Raw genomic sequence first — 22,262 nt, forward strand, 5'->3', positions numbered from 1 at the left:
TAGATAAAGTAGAAATGGAATTTCTATTGATGGCTATTGGACACAATTTTAGAAAAATGGTGGCAAATAACAATAAAAAGCATAATACTCATATAAAATTTTCTATGCGAGTTCGAAATAGAGGTGTAGAAGTCGAAATCTACCTTTTTAAAATCAAAACGGAATATTTTTTCATAAAACAACCAACGCAAAATCAATCCCTAAAATTTGCTGCATAAAAAAGGCTGCCCTTTTCGGACAGCCTCTTTTATACCCAAAAGTGAGCTTATATTTTGTATTTTTACAGTCAAATTCGAATACACTACACGATGCATTTTATTTCACAAGACTTAGAAGATTATATTGAGCAGCATTCTGAAAACGAACCGGAATTGCTGGCAAAACTAAATAAAGAAACTTACCAGAAAATCCTTTTGCCAAGAATGCTAAGCGGTCATTTTCAGGGGCGTGTTTTAAGTATGCTCTCTAAATTGATCCGACCGGTGAATATTTTAGAAATTGGAACTTACACAGGTTATGCTGCTTTATGTCTCTGTGAAGGAATGCAGGAAAGCGGACAACTTCATACGATTGACATTAAAGAAGAACTTATTGATTTTCAGCGTAAGTATTTCGATGCATCACCATGGGGAGCACAAATTTTTCAGCATTTAGGCGAAGCAATCCATATTATTCCGAATCTGGATGTGAAATTTGATTTGGTTTTTATTGATGCTGATAAAGAAAACTATATTAATTACTGGGAAATGATTGTTCCTAAAATGAACAAGGGCGGAATCATTTTGTCTGATAATGTGTTGTGGAGCGGAAAAATTCTGGAACCGGTGCACCCAAATGATGTAAGTACCAAAATACTTTTAGAATACAATTTGCTTTTGAAAAATGATCCAAGAGTCGAAACCGTTTTATTACCAATTCGCGATGGATTGACAGTGAGCAGGGTTTTATAATTTTTTTTGAGGTGCTAAGTTTCTGAGGTGCTAAGTTTCTAAGTTTCTAAGTTTTCTGTCTAGTTTGTCATTTCGACGAAGGAGAAATCACACTTGCGAATCAACAAAGATTGGCAAATTTCTTTGCGGAGTTTCTTGTGTGATTTCTCCTTCGTCGAAATGACAAGATTTTCGTTAATCTTCAACTTATTCTAACTAAATCAATAATCAATTTACTAATATATTCTCCTGAAAACAAGCACCCTAGCCTGGATGGAAGCGACATCCTTTTGTGCCGGAGTTCGGCGCAAAAGATATAGCGGACAGCCGGAAATAGCTCCCGAAAATTATCCCGGAAAATACTTTGGCTTTAAATTTTGATAGACTTTGAAAATCAAAAATCCGAAAAGCGCTCCAAAGAAATACCCCGTAAGAATGTCACCCGGATAGTGCAAACCTAAATAGATTCGGCTATAAGCAAAGATTAACGGCCATAAAAAGATAAATCCAAGGTATTTAAAATGGCGTTTTAGAACCAGAAATAAAAATGTAGCTACAGCCATTGTATTGGCAGCGTGACCGGAGAAAAAACTATAAGATTTTCTGGATTGAACTACCCTGATTATGGTATTGATTTCAGGATTATTACAAGGTCTCAAACGCTGAAAAGTAGTTTTAAAAAGATTAGTTGTCTGATCTGTAAAAGCAATTAATACTGCAATAAAAAGCAATAAATACAAGGTCTGTTTTCCACCTATTTTTTTGTAAATAAGATAAAACATTAATAAAAAAACCGGAGTCCAGTTTAATTGGCTCGTGATAATCAGCCAAAATTTATCGTATGTTTCAGAACCTAAACTGTTAAGATACACAAGTAAACTGGTATCTATTTCCTGTATTTTTTCAAGCATATTATCTTTGGCGTTTTATAGGTCCTGAGAGTGAATCGATATCTTCTTTTACTTTGTCAATTTCTGTTGCAGTATCTCCTAAAAGATTTCCGGAATCTCCCAAAATATTGGTTTTTGCATCATTAATCTGAGCATTGATATCGCCCGTTATGCTGGTCAGTGATTTTGTATCAAGACCATTTTCCTCTGCCCCTTTTTGGATTTCGCTTTTAATGTCGTTTGTTGCATTTTTTAACTGCGCCATCGCTTTACCCATTGTGCGGGCAATCTCAGGCACTTTGTCTGAACCAAAAAGCATTAGTACTATAAACAGTATGAAAACTAATTCTCCTCCTCCTATACCAAACATAACTTATTTTTTTGTGTGCGACAAATATATTAAATTTTGAAGCGGTGTGTTCTAAAAAATAACTTAAAAAAAAGACTCTATTTCTAGAGCCTTCTAATTTATATTTAATCAAATTTTGATTTTTCTTCGGTTTTTGGCCATGAATTATTGGTTACATCGATATCCGCAGTCAGTAATTTTGGATCTACCTGAATACTTTTGATCACTTTTGAAGTTGCATATACTTTTTTGGCTGACTCATTGCCTTTTCTCCAGATTTGAGCAGGATATTGATAATTATCTTTTGAACCATCTTCATAAGTGATTTCAACCAAAATTGGCATAATCATTCCGCCTGGTTTATTAAATTCTACTTCGTAGAAATATTTCGGCGATTTCATACCTGCTTTTTCCTCTGCTGTAAAAGTTTGGTCTACATAATCTGCCAATGGCTTGAATTCTTCTACTTTTAGAGCTTTTTTCTTAGATGAGTTAACTTCGGCATTATCCCCGGAAACTAAATAAACAAAAGGGCCTTTTTCGTAACCAAATCTTCCTTTTCTAACTTTTACATCTTTTAAATCTGCTGTTGCAGTTTCAGAGACATAATATTGTTTCACCTCTTTGATTCCAATATCTACGAAGTCTGTTGAATAAAACCATCCTCTCCAAAACCAGTCTAAATCTACCGCCGAAGCGTCTTCCATTGTTCTGAAGAAATCTTCGGGAGTTGGATGTTTGAACTTCCATCTGTTCGCATACGTTTTAAAAGCATAATCAAACAATTCTCTTCCCATAACCACTTCTCTTAAAATATTAAGACCCGTTGCCGGTTTTCCGTATGCATTGTTCCCAAATTGATGAATAGTTTCAGAATTTGACATAATTGGTTCCAGAAACTTCTGGTCTCCGCTCATGTACGGAACAATATTTCTTGCAGGCCCGCGTCTTGAAGGGAATTTTGGATCTAATTCCTGCTCTGCCAGATATTCTAAAAATGAATTCAAACCTTCATCCATCCAGGTCCATTGACGCTCATCCGAATTTACAATCATTGGAAAGAAAGTGTGTCCCACTTCGTGAATTACAACACCAATCATTCCGTTTTTAACTTCTCTGCTAGTTACGCCATTTTCGTCAGGACGACCAAAATTCCAGCAAATCATTGGATATTCCATCCCCTGATCTTCAGCAGAAACTGATACTGCTTTTGGGTACGGATAATCAAAAGTATGAGAAGAGTAACTTTTTAAGGTATGTGCTACTACCATTGTAGAGGTTTCTCCCCAAAGCGGATTGGCTTCTTTTGGATAAACCGATTCTGCCATAACAGTTCTGTTTCCAATTTTTACAGCCATGGCATCGTAAATGAATTTTCTTGAAGAGGCAATTCCGAAATCACGTACGTTTTTTGCACTAAATTTCCATGTTTTTTTCTTTTCAGAAAAGCCTTTTTCAGCAGCTTCAGCTTCAGCCTGCGTTACAATTACAACCGGCTTGTCAAATGATTTTTGAGCCTGTTCGTAACGTTTTACCTGTTCTGGCGTGAATACTTCTGCTCTGTTTGTCAATTCTCCTGTTGCATCAATAACGTGATCAGCAGGAACTGTAATATTTACATCAAAATTTCCAAAAGGAAGCGCAAATTCGCCGCTTCCCCAGAACTGCATATTTTGCCAGCCTTCTACATCATTGTAAACTGCCATTCTAGGATAAAACTGAGCGATTACATATAATTTATTACCGTCTTTTTCAAATAATTCATAACCGGAACGTCCTCCTTCTTTTCTGTAATTATTGATATTATACCACCATTTTATAGAAAATGAAATCTTTTCACCCGGTTTTAAAGGTGAAACCAAATTAATACGCATCATGGTTTCGTTGATTGTATACGACATTGAAGTTCCTTTAGCGTCTTTTACATGTTCGATATTAAAACCACGTTCTAAATCTTTCTTTAAGTATTTATTTGAAAAACCTTCCAGAGGCAATACCTGATTGATTTTTTCGCCTTCTGCCAAACTAGACTGTGTATTGGCTTTTGCCTGATTCTGATCTAACTGAATCCACAAATATTCTAAACTATCAGGTGAATTGTTTGAATAAGTAATAGTTTCAGATCCTTTTAATTTAGAGTTTTTATCGTCTAATTCAATATCTATCTTATAATCTGCCTGTTGCTGATAATACGCAGGACCAGGAGCGCCTGATGCTGTACGGAACATATTTGGTGTAGCCATCAAATCATACATCTGACTAAACTTGTTTGTATCATACTTTCCCTGTTGTTTCGGAGCTGCAGTTGTGTTTTTTTCCTGAGCCACTAGCATAGCCGGAAAAAGCAATAATAATGAAAGTCTTTTCATGTGTAGAATTTATTCTTTTATAATGGTCATATGTAATTCGCATATTCTCATTGGTAGTTGCGACCTACTTTTGAATGATGCTCATTTCATAAATATTTTTTGGAATTTTTTGAAGCCGTGAAAATAGCAATTAAAACAACAATTTTACATGTCCATTAATACTTTAACACTTCTTTCCTTGAAGATTCTGTAAAAAGAACACTTCTTTTAGTGCCAAATGCTGAAATATGTGTAATATTTTGCTGTTCAGCACTCCAATCTGTCAGGATAGTGTTCGAAATTTCTAAAGTTTTAAATTTTTCAACACCTGTTATTCGGGAATAACACACCAAAACATCGTCAGCTTCGAGTTCTTTAGACAAAAAACTAATTGTTTTTGCCTGACCGTTTATTTTGATAGAGAAATTTTCTGAAAGATATTTTTTTAGCAAATCAATATCTACAGCAGTTTCTTTTTCGGTTCCTAAAAAAGTCTTTTTATTGTATTTTTTTTCGATTCCCTTATTCAGGTCATCCACAAATATTCGGGAAGTAATCTGAATCATTTTTTTTTCAGCTGCATAATTCACCTGAAAAACGCCCATGTAGAATTTATGGAACGCAAAAGACGAAAGGGATAAAAATAATATTCCGATTAAGAAATAAAGCGTATTCTTTTTCATTTCTGATTCAACTCTGCCTTTTTGAATTCTTTGTTTTTATTGATCATAAAATCCATCAATTCAAACTTTTGGTCTGTTTTTAAATGTCTTTTGGATTCAGCGTCATTAGAACAGTACATTAAAAACAAATCTATTTCATCTTCCTTTAACCCTAGCGTTTTTGTAAAAAAATCAGGTGTAAAATTATCTTTAGAATATGCCACAAAAGCAATATCACTTACAACCTCTTCTTCAACCTCTTTATCTTTGCGGAGCAGCTTTTTAACATCTTTAAAAATTCGGACAAAATCAGTTCCGTATTTAATCGTCTGATTTGAATACATTGTTGTGTTTTTAGCAGTTGATTGTTTGTCATCTTCAAATTGCGTATCAACAAAGCGCTGCGAACCACCGTCAAGAGAATTAATTTTTAATTCCTTATGAACCAAAACCTCTTTCAGCTCCACATTTACTAAATCTAAAGGCACCAAAAAAAGTGTTTCAGCACAATCTTTTTCTGTCAACACAATTTTTTTGGACTGAAAAGCCATCCCTGTAAACAATAAAGTATCTTTAGGTCTCGCCAGAATATCAAACAAACCATTCGCACCAATAAACGTTCTGGTCTTGGCATTTATATTCATCACATTTCCGGTTTCAATAGGAAGAGAACTGTTAACTACCTGTCCATGTAATGACTTTCTCGAATTAGTCTGCCCTATTATCAATTGACAAAACAAACACATTACAAATATTCCGAATTTATTTTTCATGTTCTATAATTGTTAGATATTCCTGTGCTAAACCAGTTATCAAGAACATACTCATGGTTTTGTTCTTTCTATCCAAAGATAGCGAAAATTCAGGATTATCTACACAATAAAGCTGAAATCCTTTAATGTGTTCTGAAGGAATTTTAAGACGTTCTGTATAATATGTTTCTTCAAAAAGATATTCCAGTTTTCGAAACAGCATTTCTTTCTTCTCGACTTTTGCTTCTTTTTTCAGCATTGAAGCTCTTCCTGAAATAGCATTCAGTACTTTATCTACAGAAGTTGATGTGGCGGTGTAGATTTTTCTCTCGGCAGGAGTGTATTTTTTTTGTCCTCGGGGAATAATTCCGAGGTTTTCTGCAGTGATATTGGCGTTTTCATTTACAACTACCTCTTTCAGTTCCATTTCTTTAGCTGTCATCCTAACCACAAGAGCCCCAGCGCTAAGATCCTCTACAGTAACCCTGTATTTCAGAGCATTTAGATTAACAGCAGAAAAAACCAACACATCTCCTTCCCGCACCATCATAGAAAACTTTCCATTTTCACCAGAAACCGTTGCGACCTGGGTTGTGTTATTAATGATATTCACTCCTTCAACCTGAGTGGACTGCTCAAAAACCTGACCCAAAATTTCTTTGGATACAGCCTTTTGCCCAGATGCAATTTGAACAACCAGCAAAAACAGAAAGAATAAAATATTATTTATTTTCACTTGAAATTATATCATTGTATTTTAAAGCCAATTCACTCATATGGACAGCCAATTTTGTTTTATCTTTTTTCTCCAAAAGAGTTCTTGCATATTCATTTTCTACAATATAAACCTTAAACCCATTAACATACTCAAATGGTATTTTTAAGTAATTAACGTAATAAGAATCCTCGAACAGATAGCCTAATTGCTCAATATAACCTTCCCTTTTTTCAACCTCCACATATTCTTTTAACTTTTTAGTTCGTCCATTGATTTTATTAATAATCGGGTCAATATCCATAGAACCTCCTAATAAACCCAATAACGAAATAGCCTTAAAATCTCCTGCAGTCGCCAACTTTCGTTCTGCAGGGCTATATTTTTTTTGACCTTTTGGAATAATCCCCAAATTTTCGGCGGTTATAGCCGAATTTACAATTACTTCATCTAATCCCACTTCCTTAATCGTCATGCCAATCGAAATCTTCTCAGAATCAAAATCTTCATTTGTAATTCTGTATTTAATCGGATTTAAATTAACTGCAGAAAAAACCAACACATCTCCCACTCTCACCCTCATCGAAAATTTTCCGTTTTCATCCGAAACTGTAGCAACCTGAGTTGCATTATTGATAATATTTACACTTCCAACAGAAGCAGACTCCACAAAAACCTGACCCAAAATTTCTTTTGACACCTTACTTTGACCAATACTGATCTGGACAAAAAAAAGAAAAGCTATATGCAAAATACTATTTTGCCTCACTTGCCAATATTTCTTTGTATTTAACTGCTAATTCTCCCAATAAAAACTCGGTTGAAGTTTTATTTTTAGAATTTAAAATCGCTGTAAACTTATCATTTTCCACAACGTAATACTCAAAACCTTTTACATATTCAAGAGGAATTTTAAGCCTGTCTACAAAATGATCCAACGGAAACATGTTTTCCAAAAGCTTCATGAAAAACTCTTTTTTCTCCACTGCCACTTCTTTTTTTAACATTGCTGTACGGCCAGAAAAAAAATTCAACAACGGATCAGCAGAAATAGAACCTCCAGCCATTGTGCCAGCATTGGCAGTCGGGTTTAAAGCTGTCGCAGTACGCAATTTTCTCTCAGCCTCTGTATAGCTTTTTTGTCCAGAAGGAATAACACCCAAAGCCACAGCATTAATATTATCGTATCGTTTTATGATTACTTCCTGCAACTGATGCATCAGAAGACTCAATTTTACAGTAAAATTAAGACTTGAAAAATCCTCTGTTTTTAATACAATCCTATTTTCTTTAAACTGAATTGAAGAAAAAACAAGCATATCACCATTTTTTGCCATAATTGAAAATGAACCATCTGCTCCGGTTGTTGTCATGGCCTCAGTCTCTGCATTAACCACATACACCCCTTCCAAATCATTTGTATTCGAAATGATTTTTCCGTTTAAAACAGTGCGCTCGTTATTTTGAGACCAAATCATCTGACTCAAAAACATAACTAAAAAACAGAGATTTTTGTTAATCAAAATAAAAAAGTTAGCATTAATCTTAAAAGTGTAAAAATATCCTAATGTGCTCCAAATTTAATACTAAGAGCATGGTAAAAATATGTTAATTTAAACCTTGTTTTTAACACCTAAAATAGCCTTTTTTAATATCTTTAAACCTAAAAAAACGAGTCAGACTTTTATGAAAAATATTATTATTGCCAGTACTTCCACATTACACGGAGGCAGCTATTTAGAATATTTACTACCCGCTTTGCAATCGCATTTTAAAAACTGCAAGAGCATTTTATTCATACCTTATGCGCGTCCGGGAGGAATTTCTCATGACGAATACACCCAAAAGGTTTCATCAGCTTTTGAAAAGCTTCACATTTCAGTAAAAGGAATCCATGAATTTGAGAATGCGGAAGACGCCATACTAAATGCAGAAGGTATATTTACAGGCGGAGGAAATACTTTTCTACTGGTTTCTCAGCTGTACAAAAACAATGTTATGCAACTTCTTTCTGAAACCGTAAAAAAAGGAACTCCTTATTTAGGTACAAGTGCAGGAAGTAATATTTGCGGTCTTTCGATGCAGACTACAAACGACATGCCTATTGTCTATCCTCCGAGTTTTAAAACATTAGGATTAATTCCTTTTAACCTCAATCCTCATTATTTAGACCCCGATTTACAATCTAAACACATGGGAGAAACCCGCGAAACCAGAATAAAAGAATTCCATGCTTTTAATTCTATTCCGGTATTGGGATTAAGAGAAGGAAGCTGGCTGGAAGTAAAAGGAGAAAAAATAACTTTGAAGGGAGACCTATCGGCACGTTTATTTCTGCAGAATCAGGAACCAACTGAATTAAATCCTGAAAGCGACCTGAGCCATTTAAAATAATTTTAAAAATAAAAAACCTCAAACAAATGTTTGAGGTTTTTGAAGAGCGAAAGACGAGGCTCGAACTCGCGACAACCAGCTTGGAAGGCTGGAGCTCTACCAACTGAGCTACTTTCGCATTATGTGGGCGCAAAGATAAATAATTAAATCGTTTAAAAAAACTAATCTCAAAATTATTTACTTTGAGTCCGGATCTTATTCCGGCTTAGAGCGAAAGACGAGGCTCGAACTCGCGACAACCAGCTTGGAAGGCTGGAGCTCTACCAACTGAGCTACTTTCGCATTACTGTGGTGCAAATATAGAAAATAAGTTAAGTTCAAAACAAGCTTTTTTGAAAAAAAAATTAATTAAAAATCACTATTTATAGTAATCCGTTTAAAATTAAAAAGTTATAGCTTTGTTTTTTTTATTCCACTATGCAATCTATTAAAGAAATATCTGCCCACGAGACTTACATTGTCAGACAACCTGTCCTCCGAAAAGGAAAACCTCTTACAACATGTTTTTTTGAAGGGGACAATCTGCAAAGTACACATCATTTTGGCTTATTTGAAAGTCAAAATTTAACAGGAATTATTTCGTTATTCCTAAAACACAACCCTATATTTGCAGAAAATTTACAGGCACAAATCAGAGGCATGGCTATTCTCGAGTCCCACCAAAAAAAAGGTTTTGGGGAAAGATTGATTAAACACTGCGAAGAATACTGCCTGGCAAACCAGTTTGACCTAATCTGGTTTAATGCAAGAGAATCTGCTGTTGGATTTTATAAAAAAATGGGATACGAAACCACGGGAAGCTCATTTGAGATCCCTGAAGTCGGGACACATTATTTAATGTACAAAAAACTAAAAAATGAATAAACTTTACGTTCTGTTGCTTCTTAGTCTTTTTATAAGCTGCAAAAAGAAAAATCAGGATATACCTCAAATCGAAAAACCTTTGCCTGCTATTGTCATTACAGATGCTAAATCTATTTCTATCGATACTGTCTTAATAAATAGTTTCAAAAGCAAAATGCTTAAACAATTCTATCTTTCCTCAGACAATAAAACAATCTGGGGAAACCCGGCTAAAAGATCTTACATTTTATCACAATTAAAAAACTCAGAAGAATTAGGCTTAAATCCAAATGACTATCATGTAAAAAAAATGAAAAGCTTTGAGGTCCGATTCAATATCCTGAGCGACAGAGAACTTGCCGAATATGATTTATTACTAACACATAATTTTGAAAAGTACATTATACATTTATATGAAGGAAAACTGAATCCTAAATACTTATATGGTAACTGGGCACTCGAAGACAAATCTTTTGATGTAAATACTGCCCTGGTAAAAAGTTTTAATCGCAATACAATTGACAGTCTGGTTCAGAATATCCAACCAAAAACCCAAACGTATAAACAATTGCTACAGGCTTTAAAACTCATTAACAACTTTCCGGAAGACGACATCAGCACTATTGGATTTACCGAAAAAATCATATTAAACGACACGAATTCCTCATTGATAAATATCAAAAAAAGGCTTTTGTACTGGAATGACATGTCTGGCAACGACAATCTAACAGAAATCTACGACCAAAAAACATTTGAATCAATCAAAAAATTCCAGGCCCGTCACGGATTACCGGCTGATGGTGTTATTGGAGCAAGCACTATTCATGCCCTCAACTTTTCTAAAGAAAAAAGAAAGCATCAAATTATCGCCAATCTGGAACGCTGGAGATGGTACCCTAATGAACTTTCAGAAAATTATTTTATTATTAATATTCCTAATTTCAGCCTGCATGTTGTAGAAAACCAGGATACAACCGCCGTTAGAAATGTAGTTGTCGGCACAAGTAAAAGAAGGACACCAGTTTTAACCTCTACTCTTAAAAGTATTGTTTTTAATCCGACATGGACAGTTCCTCCTACTATTTTAAAAGAAGATGTGGTTCCTGCGATGAAACGCAACCGAAATTATTTAAAAAATAAAAATATTACCATTTACGACACTGCCGGGCATGTAGTTGATCCTGCAAACTGGAACATCAATAAACCCCGCAAGTACAGATACATTCAGAGCCCCGGGTATTATAATTCCCTGGGATTAATAAAAATTATGTTCCCAAATAATTATAGTGTATATCTACACGATACGAACCACAGAAATTACTTTGAAAGAAGCAATCGCTCCCTAAGTTCAGGTTGTGTACGCGTAGAAAATCCGCTGGAATTGGCGCAACATATTTTAGATGATTCTAAAAACTGGCCAAAAGAAAGAATCGATACTATTATTGCCAGTAAAAAAACAACTACCACTAAGATTACCAAAAAATACAAATTGTATCAATGGTACTGGACAGCCTGGAGCGAAAAAAATGAATTAATTTTCAGATATGACGTTTATGATCTTGACGAAGATTTGTATTCTAAATTAAGAAAATAACTTTTCGCCCATCATAAAACTTCTTGACGGATGATAGATATACAAACATGATTTGCCTTTTATTGCCTGAATAATCTCATTGGTCAATTCAACAGGAATAGCAGGACAGCCCTGGCTTCTTCCTAATCTTTTATGATCTCTGACAAAAGATTCAGAAACATAATCGGCACCATGCATTACAACGGCTCTTTCGCGGGCATTATCGTTTACCCCTCTTTCCAATCCGTCAAGACGAAGGGACATACCATGTTTTCCCTGATAAATTTCGCCGGTTGCATAAAACCCTAAGCTGCTTTTATTAGAGGAATTAACGTTTGAAAATGCAGTAGCAAACTCTTCTCCGGTATTTCTGCCATGAGCAACAAGAGACTGGAATAAAATAGTATTGGTAGTTAGATCAATAACCCAAAGACGTTTCAAAGTTGATGACAAACTAAAATCAATGAGTGTCAGAACATCTTTATGAATCACTCCTTTTTCTTTCAATAAATAAAAACCTTTTAAGGCTTCAGAAAAAGTTTTCAGTTCAGGCAACGCAAAATTGTTGGCGTTCAATGCGTGATAAATATTTTCAATCTTAGCATCAACAGTAGGTTTTTCAACACTTACAATGCTTTTGGCTGGAACTTTTATAGTTTCAGCATCATTTTTAGAATCTGTACCGAAAGACAAAAACAAAAATAAAACTATAGGAAAAATTCTATAAATCATTGATTAAGTTTAGGTTACACTTTATTCGAGGCTTGACAAATGTATAATTAATTTGGAATTTCAAAAATTTTTATCACTAATTTTGGTGATATTTGTTCAAACTTTAACAATAAAAGAGCCCAAACGTTAAGATATAGCGAAAAACTGTTGTTTTTTAATCAGAATTACGCTGTTTAAAAAATGCAACATTCTAACTGAAAAGAAATTCAATTTTTAAAAATACAATCAACAGACACTTAAGAAGAATCTACTTTTAACAAAAAAAAACAGATTTTTAGACACCTACACCACTCTTTCAAAGGGAGAAAACTAAAATCAGTGTGCATTAATTTTAAAAAACAAAGGGTTCTTTAACTAAATTATTATTTTTTGATAGCGTTCATTTTATAAAGCATAATTGTAACAATCGTTTCTTGCGTATTTTATAAATGGTTTATCTTTGCCAAAAACAAAAACCAATGAACAAAAAAGTAATCCTTATGATTTTAGACGGTTGGGGAAAATCTCCCGACCCTAAAGTATCTGCAATAGACAATGCAAATGTTCCTTTTATAAACAGCCTGTATCAAAATTACCCAAGCGCCCAGCTTCGTACCGACGGATTAAATGTTGGTTTGCCGGAAGGACAGATGGGAAACAGTGAAGTTGGCCACATGAACCTTGGTGCCGGAAGAATCGTTTATCAGGATTTAGCCAAAATAAATTTAGCTGTAGCACATAAAACACTTGCAAAAGAACAGGTTCTTATTGATGCTTTTACTTATGCTAAAGACAATAATAAAAAAGTACACTTTTTAGGATTAGTTTCTGACGGGGGAGTTCACTCACATACTTCGCATTTACGAGGACTAATTGATGCTTCTCAGGAATATGGATTAGATCAGGTTTACATTCACGCTTTTACCGATGGCCGTGATGTTGATCCAAAATCTGGAGCAAAATACATTCAGGATTTAGAAAACCATATTAAAGATACTCCTGTAAAAATAGCTTCAATTATAGGACGTTATTATGCAATGGATCGTGATAAAAGATGGGAACGTGTAAAACTAGCTTATGACTTAGTGGTAAACGCAACCGGAACACCTTCAACAAATGCTGTCGCAAGTATTCTTGACAGTTATTCAAAATATATTACGGATGAGTTTATCGAACCAATTGTTATGGTTGACGAAAACGAAAAACCATTAGCTACAATTGTTGAAGGTGATGTGGTAATCTTCTTTAATTTCAGAACAGACCGTGGACGTGAATTGACTGAAGCGCTTTCTCAGCATGATTTTCATGAGCAAAACATGCACAAACTAAACCTGTATTATGTAACATTGACAAACTACGATGAAACATATCAAAACGTAAAAGTAGTTTACAATAAAGATAATATAACGGAAACTCTTGGCGAAGTTTTAGAAAAAGCTGGTAAAAAACAAATCAGAATTGCTGAAACAGAGAAATATCCACACGTTACTTTCTTCTTTTCAGGAGGTCGAGAAACTCCTTTTGAAGGTGAATCCCGAATCCTGAGAAATTCTCCAAAAGTGGCAACTTACGATTTACAGCCGGAAATGAGTGCTTACGAATTGGCCGACGCTCTTGTTCCTGAACTGAACAAAGGTGAAGTGGATTTTGTTTGTTTAAATTTCGCAAACGGTGATATGGTTGGACATACCGGAATTATGGAAGCGGCAATTAAAGCCTGTGAAGCTGTTGACGCCTGTGCAAAACAGGTTATAGATGCTGCTCTTGCTAATAACTACACCACTATCGTAATTGCCGATCACGGAAACTGCGAAACAATGATTAACCCTGACGGAAGCCCAAATACAGCACACACAACAAACCCGGTGCCTATTATTTTGGTTGACAAAGAATTAAAAAATATTCAAAATGGTGTTTTGGGAGATATTGCTCCTACCATTTTAGAATTAATGGGAATTCCTCAGCCTGAGGCAATGACTTGTCATTCGTTACTATAAAAACTAATTTTCTATATAAAAAAGAGGCAAATTTTTAGAATTTGCCTCTTTTTGTTTTTAAGCATTCTTGTCATTTCGAGGAACGAGAAATCACACTCGAGAATCGACAAAGATTGGCGACATAGTTTGCGGAGTTTCTGGTGCGATTTCTCGTTCCTAGAAATGACAAAATTGTGGAAATCAAACAATAAAACAATGATAAAGCTGCTCAACTCCATAAATTAGAAGTCCAATAAATCCCCCAACCAAAGTTCCGTTGATTCTGATATACTGAAGATCTTTTCCGATTTCTAATTCTAATTTTTCTGAAACTTCTTTCCCGTCCCAGCTTTTTACGGTGGAGGAAATCAAATCCCCAATTACTTTTTTATTATTCAAAAGAACAGAAAGCAAATCATTTTTAATGAAATTATTGATTTTATCAACCATTATAGCATCTTCTTTGAGTCCGTTTCCAAAATTCTGAATCAGGCCTGAAATGTTTTTTCGAATTGAAGACTCCTCTCCTTTCTCTAAATCGTTTGTAATTGATAATTTAATTTCGTCCCAGATTCCGTTAATGTAATCCTGCACTTCTTTCTTTCCGGCAAAACCAACAATCAGATTATTGATTTTGATTCGCATTTCTTCTGAGTTTTTCACTTTATTCAAAAAATCAGAAATATAATCGTCAATTTTAATTCTAACCGCGCTCTCCGGATTTTTTGCCTCATCAAGAAATTCCTGTAAACCGTTAAAAATACCTTCTGTAATGCTTTTATCCGCCAGACCAAAACTCAAAAAAGGTGTCGACTGTTTTACTTTCTTCCTAATTAAATCTTTATTATCACTTAATTCTGCACTCATTACTTCGAGAAGATTCGTGAGTAACTGATCTTTTACATTTCCTTTCTGCAAAGGTTCTAATGCAAGCGCTACCCAGTCTCCAAAATTGATTGCTTGTAATTTTTCCTTAAACTGAACCTGAATAAATCTTTTTATATCCTCGTCTTTTATTGTTTTTAAAACCCCCGGAATAATATTTAAGGCTATAACATCAGCAAATTTATTGGCATTTTCTTCCAGCGAAAGCCAATCAGAAGCTTTAGTGGCAAAATTGAATTCGTCTAATTTAATTTCTAATTTTTCCCGGTTCAGAAATTCTTCTGAAACAAAATTACCGAGATTCTCTCCTATTTCATTTTTTTTGGTCGGAATAATTGCTGTATGCCAAATCGGGATTCCTAGTGGATGACGAAACAAAGCCACAACAGCAAACCAATCAGCAATTCCGCCCACCATTGCCGCTTCGCTAAAAGCCTGCAGCATCGGGATTTTAAAATAAATGGCAATAATAAACAGAAGTACTGCAATACCCAAAAGGCCCAAAGCATTTCGCTTCATTTTTCTGAGCGCTTTTACTTTGTCTATATCGTGATCTGTAATTGTTTCCATGACTATGATGTTTTATTACTAATTTACGGTTTTTTGCTGAAAAATTTAAGTTTATAAAGGTTTGCCTCGAATTACATGAATTTTTTCTTTTTAAAAACTAAAATATTAATTCGCATGAGTTCGTAAAATTCGTGGCAAAAAAAATCCCATAAAAATCACATGAAAAGTTGTACTTTTGCGAACTGAAAATCTGAAAAATATGATTATCCAAAAAACGAGAGAGGAAATCGAATTAATGCGCGAAAGTGCTTTGATCGTATCAAAAACATTAGGAATGATTGCTTCTGAAATTAAAGAAGGAGTAACTACATTATATCTTGACAAATTAGCTGAAGAATTTATTCGCGATCATGGTGCGGTTCCAAGTTTTCTTGGTTTGTACGATTTTCCGAATTCACTTTGTATGAGCCCGAATGCTCAGGTTGTTCATGGAATCCCTAATAATACACCTCTAAAAAATGGTGATGTTATCTCAGTAGATTGCGGTGCTTTCAAAAACGGCTATCACGGTGATCATGCCTATAGTTTTGAAATTGGCGAAGTTGCTCCTGAAACCAAAAAACTTTTACAGGTAACCAAAGAATCTCTTTACGTAGGAATCAGGGAATTTAAAGCAGGAAATCGCGTAGAAGATGTTGGAAATGCAATCCAAAAATATACAGAAGCTCACGGATATGGAGTTGTTCGTGAATTAGTAGGTCACGGATTAGGTCAAAAAATGCACGAAGCTCCCGAAATGCCAAACTACGGAAAGCGCGGACGTGGAAAACTTTTTGTTGAAGGAATGGTGGTTGCCATTGAACCCATGATTAACATGGGAACTAAAAACATCAAACAGCTTAAAGACGGCTGGACAATCCTGACTGCTGATGGAAAACCAAGTGCTCATTTTGAACACGATGTTGCCCTAATTGATGGAAAACCTGAAATTTTATCAACTTTCTATTACATCTATAAAGCATTAGGTATCGAAAGCAACGAAGAAGATGAATTCAGAAAAGTGCCATTAGTATTGTAGTTATAGCGCAAAGATTCACAAAGATATACGCCGAGATACACAAAAATTTATTTATACGCCTTTAAAATGTATTTGGAAAATGAAATATCGCAAGATGAACTAAATGCTATCTCATATAAAATTATAGGTTTAGCAATTGAAGTTCACAAACAATTAGGGCCGGGTTTATTGGAATCAGCTTATCAGGAATGTTTGTATTATGAAATTATGAATTCAGGTTTAATTGTTGAAAAACAAAAAGCTTTACCGATAATTTATAAGGATATAAAATTAGATCACGGATATAGGATAGATTTGCTAATTGAAAATAAAATTGTCATCGAATTAAAAACAGTTGAGGCTTTTAAAGATGTACATTTTGCGCAGATATTGACTTACCTAAAACTGGGTAATTATCCATTAGGATTGCTTATTAATTTTGATTCAAAAATATTAAAAAACAACATAAAAAGATTTATAAACACTTTGTGAAGCTCTGTGCCAACTTTGTGTAACTCTGTGAAACAGCCCCATGAAAAAACTATTCAAATTAGTACTTAATACAATCCCCCGTCCATTATTAATTCGTTTGAGTTATGTGGTGCGCCCAATTTTAGCTTTATCATTAAGAGGAAGCAAATTTACTGATCCTATTGATGGAAAAAGCTTTAAATCGTTTTTGCCTTACGGATACGGGAAACAGCGTAACAATGTGCTTTCGCCTAGCACGCTTTCCTTAGAGAGACACCGTTTGCTTTGGCTGTATTTAAACGATCAGACCGATTTTTTTACAGCACCGAAAAAAGTATTGCATTTTGCTCCGGAACAGGCATTTTATAAAAGATTCCGCAAGCAGAAAAACCTGGATTACACCACAACCGATCTACTTTCGCCTTTGGCAGATGTAAAGGCAGATATCTGTAATTTACCTTTCAAAGACAACGAATATGACGTTATTTTATGTAATCACGTTTTAGAACATATTCCGGATGACACTAAAGCGATGCAGGAATTATACCGTGTTTTAAAACCGGGCGGAATGGCCATTTTACAGATTCCACAAGATTTATCCCGTGAAGTTACTTTTGCAGACGATTCGATTACAGATCAAAAAGAACGTGCAAAAATCTTCGGACAATACGATCACGTTCGTGTTTACGGACGCGATTATTTCGATAAACTAAGAAGCATTGGTTTTATTGTTATTGAAGAAGATTACACTAATAAAATTGCACCCGAATTGGTTGAAAAATACTGTTTGGCAAAGGGCGAAATTATTCCACTTTGTTTTAAACATGAAAACTAATTTTTTTTCACCATATAAGTGATATAAGTTCATTTAAAAAGCGTTTTCAAAATAGAAATAATTTGAAAACGCTTTTTTTTACCCAAATTACAAGCCAAACAAATCCCTAAAACTTGGAATCTACAAAATCATTTCAGTTCTGTTTTGACATCAGTTTTGAAAAAAATCTGAATGCCTATATCCCTACAGCTTATATTGTTGAAAATACCAGTGAAATTAAATATCTGGACAAAAAAGCAACCAAAACTATAATTGAAAGCTATGGTATTGATTTCGAAAATTTAAATCCCAATTCAAAAAGAATACTAACAATCTGTGAATCTCTAAAACCTGAATTTATTTTCAAAAAATTCAGTGCCAAAATCAAATCAGCCAAAACGATTGCCGATCTGCAGAAAGATTCTAAAATGGATTTTGCGATTCGCCAACATTTAAAACTAAACTTAAGTACGTTTTACGATTTGATTGTAAAGGAACAATTTCCTCTATCCATCAATTTAGGTCCTGAAAAAGATTTTTATAGATCCAGAGTCGGCGTTGATCCGCTTGATTTTGAACCCCAGATTCAATTTGACAAACATTCAGAAGGTATCACTTATACCCTTTCATTAAAAGAAGACAAAACTACTTTTTTACCTATGAATAGGAGTATCGAAATTCTGTTGGATGAACCGGGCTGGCTGATAATTGATAAAAAACTAGGACAATTAAAAGAACTGAATGCTAAAAAACTCACTCCGTTTTTAAAGAAAAAATCAATTGAAATTCCATCCAAATTGGTTGATGATTATTTTAAAGGTTTTATTCCTGCAATAGCCAAAAAAATTGATATTGAAGCTACTGGTTTTGAAATGGAAGTGCGTGATCAGATAATTTCGAGTACCATTCAGCCTGTTTATGATTTCTTTAAAAACTGTTATTATCTCAATCTTTATTTTGATTACAACGGATATGTTTTTGACGCCGGCAAAACTAAAAAAACACATTCTTTTGTTGATTTCAGCATCGCTAATGAACCCAAAATAATTCAGTTTAAAAGAAGTGCCGTCGAAATTTTATACACAAAAAAATTACTTGAAATTGGTTTAGTAAAAGTCAAAAATGAACTGTTTGGACTGGAAACTGAATCCAATGATCCTTATATCAATATCCAATTAATTATTGACCATAAGGAAAAGCTTGAAAGTTTAGGTTTTACAATCCAAAATCTAAAACTTGAAAGCAAAGAAATCATTACAGAAAGTAATACGATTTCAATTTCTAAAGAAACCAAAGCAGATTGGTTTGATATTAAAATAATCGTTACTGTTGGTAATTATAAAATCAATTTCAGTGAAATTATTCCGAATATAAAAAGCAAGGAAAGACTTTTTATGCTTCCTGACGGAAACTACTTTTTGATTCCGCTGGAATGGTTCAGCAAATATGGTTCTTTAGCAAAACTGGCAAAAACAGAAAACGGAGCTTTACTTTTACGCAAAAGTAATTTCACCGCTTTAGACGGAATTTCAGAAATTGATAATGATGTAATTTCTCATGCTGAATATACTGCTTCAGATTTACTTAAAGCAACTTTGAGACCGTACCAAATTGACGGTGTAAAATGGCTTTTGGGGCATTTCAATTCAAATCTGGGGGCCTGTCTTGCTGACGACATGGGACTTGGAAAAACATTACAAACTTTGGCCGTTTTGGTTTCAGTTCAGGAGCAATTAGGTTTTACAACCAAAACAACCAATTTTGATTTGTTTGCAAACGAAACGACTGTAGAAAGAGAGCCGCTTAAAGCTCTGATAGTGCTGCCTTCTTCGTTAGTTTTTAACTGGTTTAATGAGGCTGGAAAGTTTACGCCACACTTTTCAAAAATGCAATATGTGGGTAATGACCGGAAATTATTAGCACACAAACTGGATTCAACCGATTTAATTTTTACCAGTTACAGTATCGTTCATCGTGATATTTCTATTTTAGAAAAATACAATTTCCGTTATCTGATTTTAGATGAAAGTCAGTATATCAAAAACAAAAATTCTAAGATTTTTAAAGCGATTAATAAAATCAACACAGGACATAAAATTGCCTTGAGCGGTACCCCTATCGAAAATTCGCTTGACGATTTGTGGTCGCAGATGCAGTTTATAAATCCGGATATTCTGGGTAGTTATGCTTTTTTTGTGGAAAATTTCAAAAATCCTATTGAGAAAAAGCAGAATGAAGAAGTTTTAACTGAATTAAAAAATCTCATCCAGCCTTACATTTTAAGAAGAACCAAAGAACAGGTTTTAAAAGATCTGCCGGAATTGACAGAGCAGGTTTATTACTGTGACATGGATCCTGAACAGGAAAAATTATACGAAAAGGAAAAATCCAAGGCTCGTAATTTCCTGCTTAAAACTGATGGTTCAAGTCCTGATAAAATCAGTATTATCAATACTTTGATGAAACTTAGACAGCTCAGTAATCACCCGAAAATGATCGATTCAGATTCAGAAATTGATTCCGGAAAATATATTGCTGTCACAAATTATCTGGAAAATTTAGTCAAGGCAAAACAGAAAGTAATCATTTTCAGCTCCTTTGTTACCAATTTGAATTTTTATACTGACTGGTGTAAAGAAAACAAAATAACATTTTGTGAAATTACAGGAGAAACACCTGCAGCCAAAAGAGAACAACAAGTAAAACTGTTTCAGGAAAAAGAGGAACCTTTGTTATTTTTTATTTCGCTTAAAGCAGGAGGCGTTGGTCTGAATATTACCAAAGCTTCTTATGTTTTGTTCTTAGATCCATGGTGGAATCCTTTTGCAGAAAAACAAGGAGTGGGACGAGCTCATAGGATTGGTCAATTGAATAAGGTAAATGTGATTCGTTTTATTTCAAAAAACACGGTGGAAGAAAAGATCATCAGGCTTCAGGAAAACAAAAAACTGTTGTCTGATTCCCTTTTAGAAGAAAGCTATATTAATGACGAACTCGAAGGCAACTTAGCCTATATTTTGGGTTCTTAGTAGTTAAATCCAATAGAATGGCATCTTTTTCGTTATATAAAATTGTTATATTTACAATCTTACAATATATTAAGATGCCGAAATTTTTATATACAAGCTTTGTTTTTCTTTTCATTTTCACTTTAGCGAAAGCTCAGGAAAAAGAAATCGATCCTCCTTATAATATCAAAACTGTTTCTTTTGTTCAGAACGGCAGCAATGTAGTTCCTATATTTGAATTGGGATCATCATTTCAATTACAGTTTGATGATTTGTTTGGCAACGAAGCCAATTATTACTTTGAGGTGATACATTGCGATTACAACTGGAAACCTACTGATATTCCGAAAACAGATTACATTCGCGGTTTTGACAATCAAAGAATTACAGATTATTCGAATTCTTTCAATACCCTTCAGAGTTTCTCACATTACCGGCTTTCTTTTCCTAATCAGTTTGCTACTCAATTGCGAATTTCAGGGAATTATATGTTGAAAATCCTAAACGAAGACAGAGAAGTTGTTTTTTCAAGAAAATTTATTTTATACGAAAATCATTCAACTGTTGGAATCGTTATGAGACGAAGCCGCAGCCTCAACGATATAAATTACAAGCAGAATCTTGAAATTGCTATACTTTCTAACGACATTGTTTTTCAGACGCCATTACAAAATGTAAAAGTGCTTTTACTTCAAAACGGAGATTTTAACACCGGGATTAAAAACATTCCTCCACAATACACCATCGGAAACCAGCTGATTTACAAGTACGATAAAGAAACACAATTTTGGGGTGGCAATGAATTTTTATATTTTGAAAATAAAGACATCCGGGCCGCTAATAATAATGTTGCAAAAGTAGGCAGCAATAATGACGTTTACAGTTCCTATTTATATACAAATCAAGCCAGAGCGAACCAAATATATACCGTTTATGAAGATGTTGACGGAAATTTTGTTGTTAAAAACATTAATGGCCTGAATCAGGAAATTGAAGCCGATTACGCCTGGGTATATTTTTCACTTTCAGCCCCAACATTCAGGTTAAACAAAGACATTTATATTACAGGGATGTTTAATAATTACAGCCTTTCTCCAGAATATAAAATGGACTATAATGCTGATAAAGGGATTTACGAAAAAGCAGTCATGATTAAGCAGGGATTTACCAATTTTCAATACAGGATTGCTGACAAAAAAGGCGTAATCGATTTTGAAAATGCTATTGACGGAAACTTTTATCAGACTGAAAATGAATATACCGTTTTAGTTTATTATCGCGAAAGTACAGATCGCTACGAAAGGGTTATTGGTAAAGGCAATGCTAATTCCTTGAATATTATTAACTAAACATTCTAAAAAAGGATTCCAATCGA

The 22,262-nt window shown here is 34.2% G+C and carries 21 protein-coding genes and 2 tRNA genes; 11 read left to right on the plus strand and 12 right to left on the minus strand.

The features are described 5' to 3' along the window. Together AAEO57_RS05345 and AAEO57_RS05350 are read left to right on the plus strand one after the other, a co-directional pair. Positions 1–218: hypothetical protein (locus tag AAEO57_RS05345; RefSeq protein ID WP_341690289.1), on the plus strand; the 218-nt coding region annotated here is incomplete at its 5' end. 90 nt (positions 219–308) lie between these two features. Continuing rightward, positions 309–950 carry an O-methyltransferase gene (locus AAEO57_RS05350; RefSeq protein WP_341690291.1) on the plus strand — a complete coding sequence of 214 codons (642 nt, stop codon included), beginning with the start codon at positions 309–311 and terminating at the stop codon, positions 948–950. A gap of 326 nt (positions 951–1,276) precedes the next feature. Here AAEO57_RS05350 and AAEO57_RS05355 read toward each other — a convergent pair whose 3' ends face one another. From AAEO57_RS05355 to AAEO57_RS05390, 8 genes are all read right to left on the minus strand, one after another. After that, positions 1,277–1,840 (minus strand): phosphatase PAP2 family protein, encoded by a 564-nt coding sequence (locus tag AAEO57_RS05355; protein ID WP_341690293.1) that lies wholly within the window; start codon positions 1,838–1,840, stop codon positions 1,277–1,279. A 1-nt stretch (position 1,841) separates the two neighbouring features. Beyond that, positions 1,842–2,189, minus strand: coding sequence for a Sec-independent protein translocase subunit TatA/TatB (locus AAEO57_RS05360; protein ID WP_341690295.1), 348 nt, complete (start codon positions 2,187–2,189; stop codon positions 1,842–1,844). Between the two features lie 104 nt (positions 2,190–2,293). Continuing rightward, positions 2,294–4,537, minus strand: a complete 2,244-nt coding sequence (locus tag AAEO57_RS05365) for a M1 family metallopeptidase (RefSeq protein WP_341690296.1) — start codon at positions 4,535–4,537, stop codon at positions 2,294–2,296. Between the two features lie 155 nt (positions 4,538–4,692). Continuing rightward, a complete protein-coding gene (locus AAEO57_RS05370) occupies positions 4,693–5,199 on the minus strand; it encodes a DUF6702 family protein (protein WP_341690297.1) in 507 nt (168 codons plus the stop codon). Next, positions 5,196–5,951, minus strand: a complete 756-nt coding sequence (bamP, locus tag AAEO57_RS05375) for a BamP family beta-barrel-assembly machinery protein (protein ID WP_341690299.1) — start codon at positions 5,949–5,951, stop codon at positions 5,196–5,198. The genes AAEO57_RS05370 and bamP overlap by 4 nt, the downstream gene beginning before the upstream one ends. Further along, on the minus strand, positions 5,941–6,666 hold the full coding sequence (locus AAEO57_RS05380; RefSeq protein WP_341690301.1) for a carboxypeptidase-like regulatory domain-containing protein: 726 nt from the start codon (positions 6,664–6,666) through the stop codon (positions 5,941–5,943). Before AAEO57_RS05380 ends, bamP begins: the two co-directional genes overlap by 11 nt. After that, positions 6,653–7,345 (minus strand): hypothetical protein, encoded by a 693-nt coding sequence (locus AAEO57_RS05385; RefSeq protein ID WP_341690302.1) that lies wholly within the window; start codon positions 7,343–7,345, stop codon positions 6,653–6,655. The genes AAEO57_RS05380 and AAEO57_RS05385 overlap by 14 nt, the downstream gene beginning before the upstream one ends. A 55-nt stretch (positions 7,346–7,400) precedes the next feature. Then, on the minus strand, positions 7,401–8,123 hold the full coding sequence (locus AAEO57_RS05390; RefSeq protein WP_341690304.1) for a carboxypeptidase-like regulatory domain-containing protein: 723 nt from the start codon (positions 8,121–8,123) through the stop codon (positions 7,401–7,403). A gap of 208 nt (positions 8,124–8,331) precedes the next feature. Between AAEO57_RS05390 and pepE the strand changes: the two genes are divergently transcribed. Continuing rightward, entirely contained in the window at positions 8,332–9,039 is a 708-nt protein-coding gene (gene pepE, locus AAEO57_RS05395; protein WP_341690305.1) for a dipeptidase PepE, read from the plus strand. A gap of 45 nt (positions 9,040–9,084) precedes the next feature. Here the strand turns inward: pepE and AAEO57_RS05400 are convergent. Together AAEO57_RS05400 and AAEO57_RS05405 are read right to left on the minus strand one after the other, a co-directional pair. Then, positions 9,085–9,157, minus strand: a tRNA-Gly gene (locus AAEO57_RS05400). A 91-nt stretch (positions 9,158–9,248) separates the two neighbouring features. Further along, positions 9,249–9,321: transfer RNA gene (locus AAEO57_RS05405), tRNA-Gly, on the minus strand. 135 nt (positions 9,322–9,456) lie between these two features. Here AAEO57_RS05405 and AAEO57_RS05410 point away from each other — a divergent pair. Together AAEO57_RS05410 and AAEO57_RS05415 are read left to right on the plus strand one after the other, a co-directional pair. Beyond that, on the plus strand, positions 9,457–9,903 hold the full coding sequence (locus AAEO57_RS05410; protein ID WP_341690306.1) for a GNAT family N-acetyltransferase: 447 nt from the start codon (positions 9,457–9,459) through the stop codon (positions 9,901–9,903). Next, positions 9,896–11,476 carry a L,D-transpeptidase family protein gene (locus tag AAEO57_RS05415; protein WP_341690307.1) on the plus strand — a complete coding sequence of 527 codons (1,581 nt, stop codon included), beginning with the start codon at positions 9,896–9,898 and terminating at the stop codon, positions 11,474–11,476. The genes AAEO57_RS05410 and AAEO57_RS05415 overlap by 8 nt, the downstream gene beginning before the upstream one ends. Here the strand turns inward: AAEO57_RS05415 and AAEO57_RS05420 are convergent. Beyond that, positions 11,465–12,187 (minus strand): murein L,D-transpeptidase catalytic domain family protein, encoded by a 723-nt coding sequence (locus AAEO57_RS05420; RefSeq protein WP_341690308.1) that lies wholly within the window; start codon positions 12,185–12,187, stop codon positions 11,465–11,467. The genes AAEO57_RS05415 and AAEO57_RS05420 overlap by 12 nt on opposite strands. 458 nt (positions 12,188–12,645) lie before the next feature. On the opposite strand from AAEO57_RS05420, the gene gpmI reads away from it, so the two are divergent. Beyond that, positions 12,646–14,163 carry a 2,3-bisphosphoglycerate-independent phosphoglycerate mutase gene (gene gpmI, locus AAEO57_RS05425; protein WP_341690309.1) on the plus strand — a complete coding sequence of 506 codons (1,518 nt, stop codon included), beginning with the start codon at positions 12,646–12,648 and terminating at the stop codon, positions 14,161–14,163. A gap of 180 nt (positions 14,164–14,343) precedes the next feature. On the opposite strand, the gene AAEO57_RS05430 is transcribed toward gpmI, so the two are convergent. Then, positions 14,344–15,597 (minus strand): DUF445 domain-containing protein, encoded by a 1,254-nt coding sequence (locus AAEO57_RS05430; protein ID WP_341690311.1) that lies wholly within the window; start codon positions 15,595–15,597, stop codon positions 14,344–14,346. Positions 15,598–15,796: 199 nt separating this feature from the next. Between AAEO57_RS05430 and map the strand changes: the two genes are divergently transcribed. From map to AAEO57_RS05455, 5 genes are all read left to right on the plus strand, one after another. Next, a complete protein-coding gene (map, locus tag AAEO57_RS05435) occupies positions 15,797–16,615 on the plus strand; it encodes a type I methionyl aminopeptidase (RefSeq protein WP_341690313.1) in 819 nt (272 codons plus the stop codon). A 66-nt stretch (positions 16,616–16,681) separates the two neighbouring features. After that, positions 16,682–17,086: a GxxExxY protein gene (locus AAEO57_RS05440; RefSeq protein ID WP_341690315.1), complete on the plus strand. Its 405-nt coding sequence runs from the start codon at positions 16,682–16,684 to the stop codon at positions 17,084–17,086. A gap of 40 nt (positions 17,087–17,126) precedes the next feature. After that, entirely contained in the window at positions 17,127–17,900 is a 774-nt protein-coding gene (locus AAEO57_RS05445) for a class I SAM-dependent methyltransferase (RefSeq protein ID WP_341690317.1), read from the plus strand. Positions 17,901–18,013: 113 nt separating this feature from the next. Next, a complete protein-coding gene (locus tag AAEO57_RS05450; protein WP_341690319.1) occupies positions 18,014–20,908 on the plus strand; it encodes a DEAD/DEAH box helicase in 2,895 nt (964 codons plus the stop codon). 74 nt (positions 20,909–20,982) lie between these two features. Then, positions 20,983–22,236, plus strand: a complete 1,254-nt coding sequence (locus AAEO57_RS05455) for a type IX secretion system plug protein (protein WP_341690321.1) — start codon at positions 20,983–20,985, stop codon at positions 22,234–22,236. The last annotated feature ends 26 nt before the right edge of the window (positions 22,237–22,262 follow it).

Origin of the sequence: Flavobacterium calami (genome assembly GCF_038290035.1) — a bacterium.
GTDB lineage: Bacteria > Bacteroidota > Bacteroidia > Flavobacteriales > Flavobacteriaceae > Flavobacterium > Flavobacterium calami.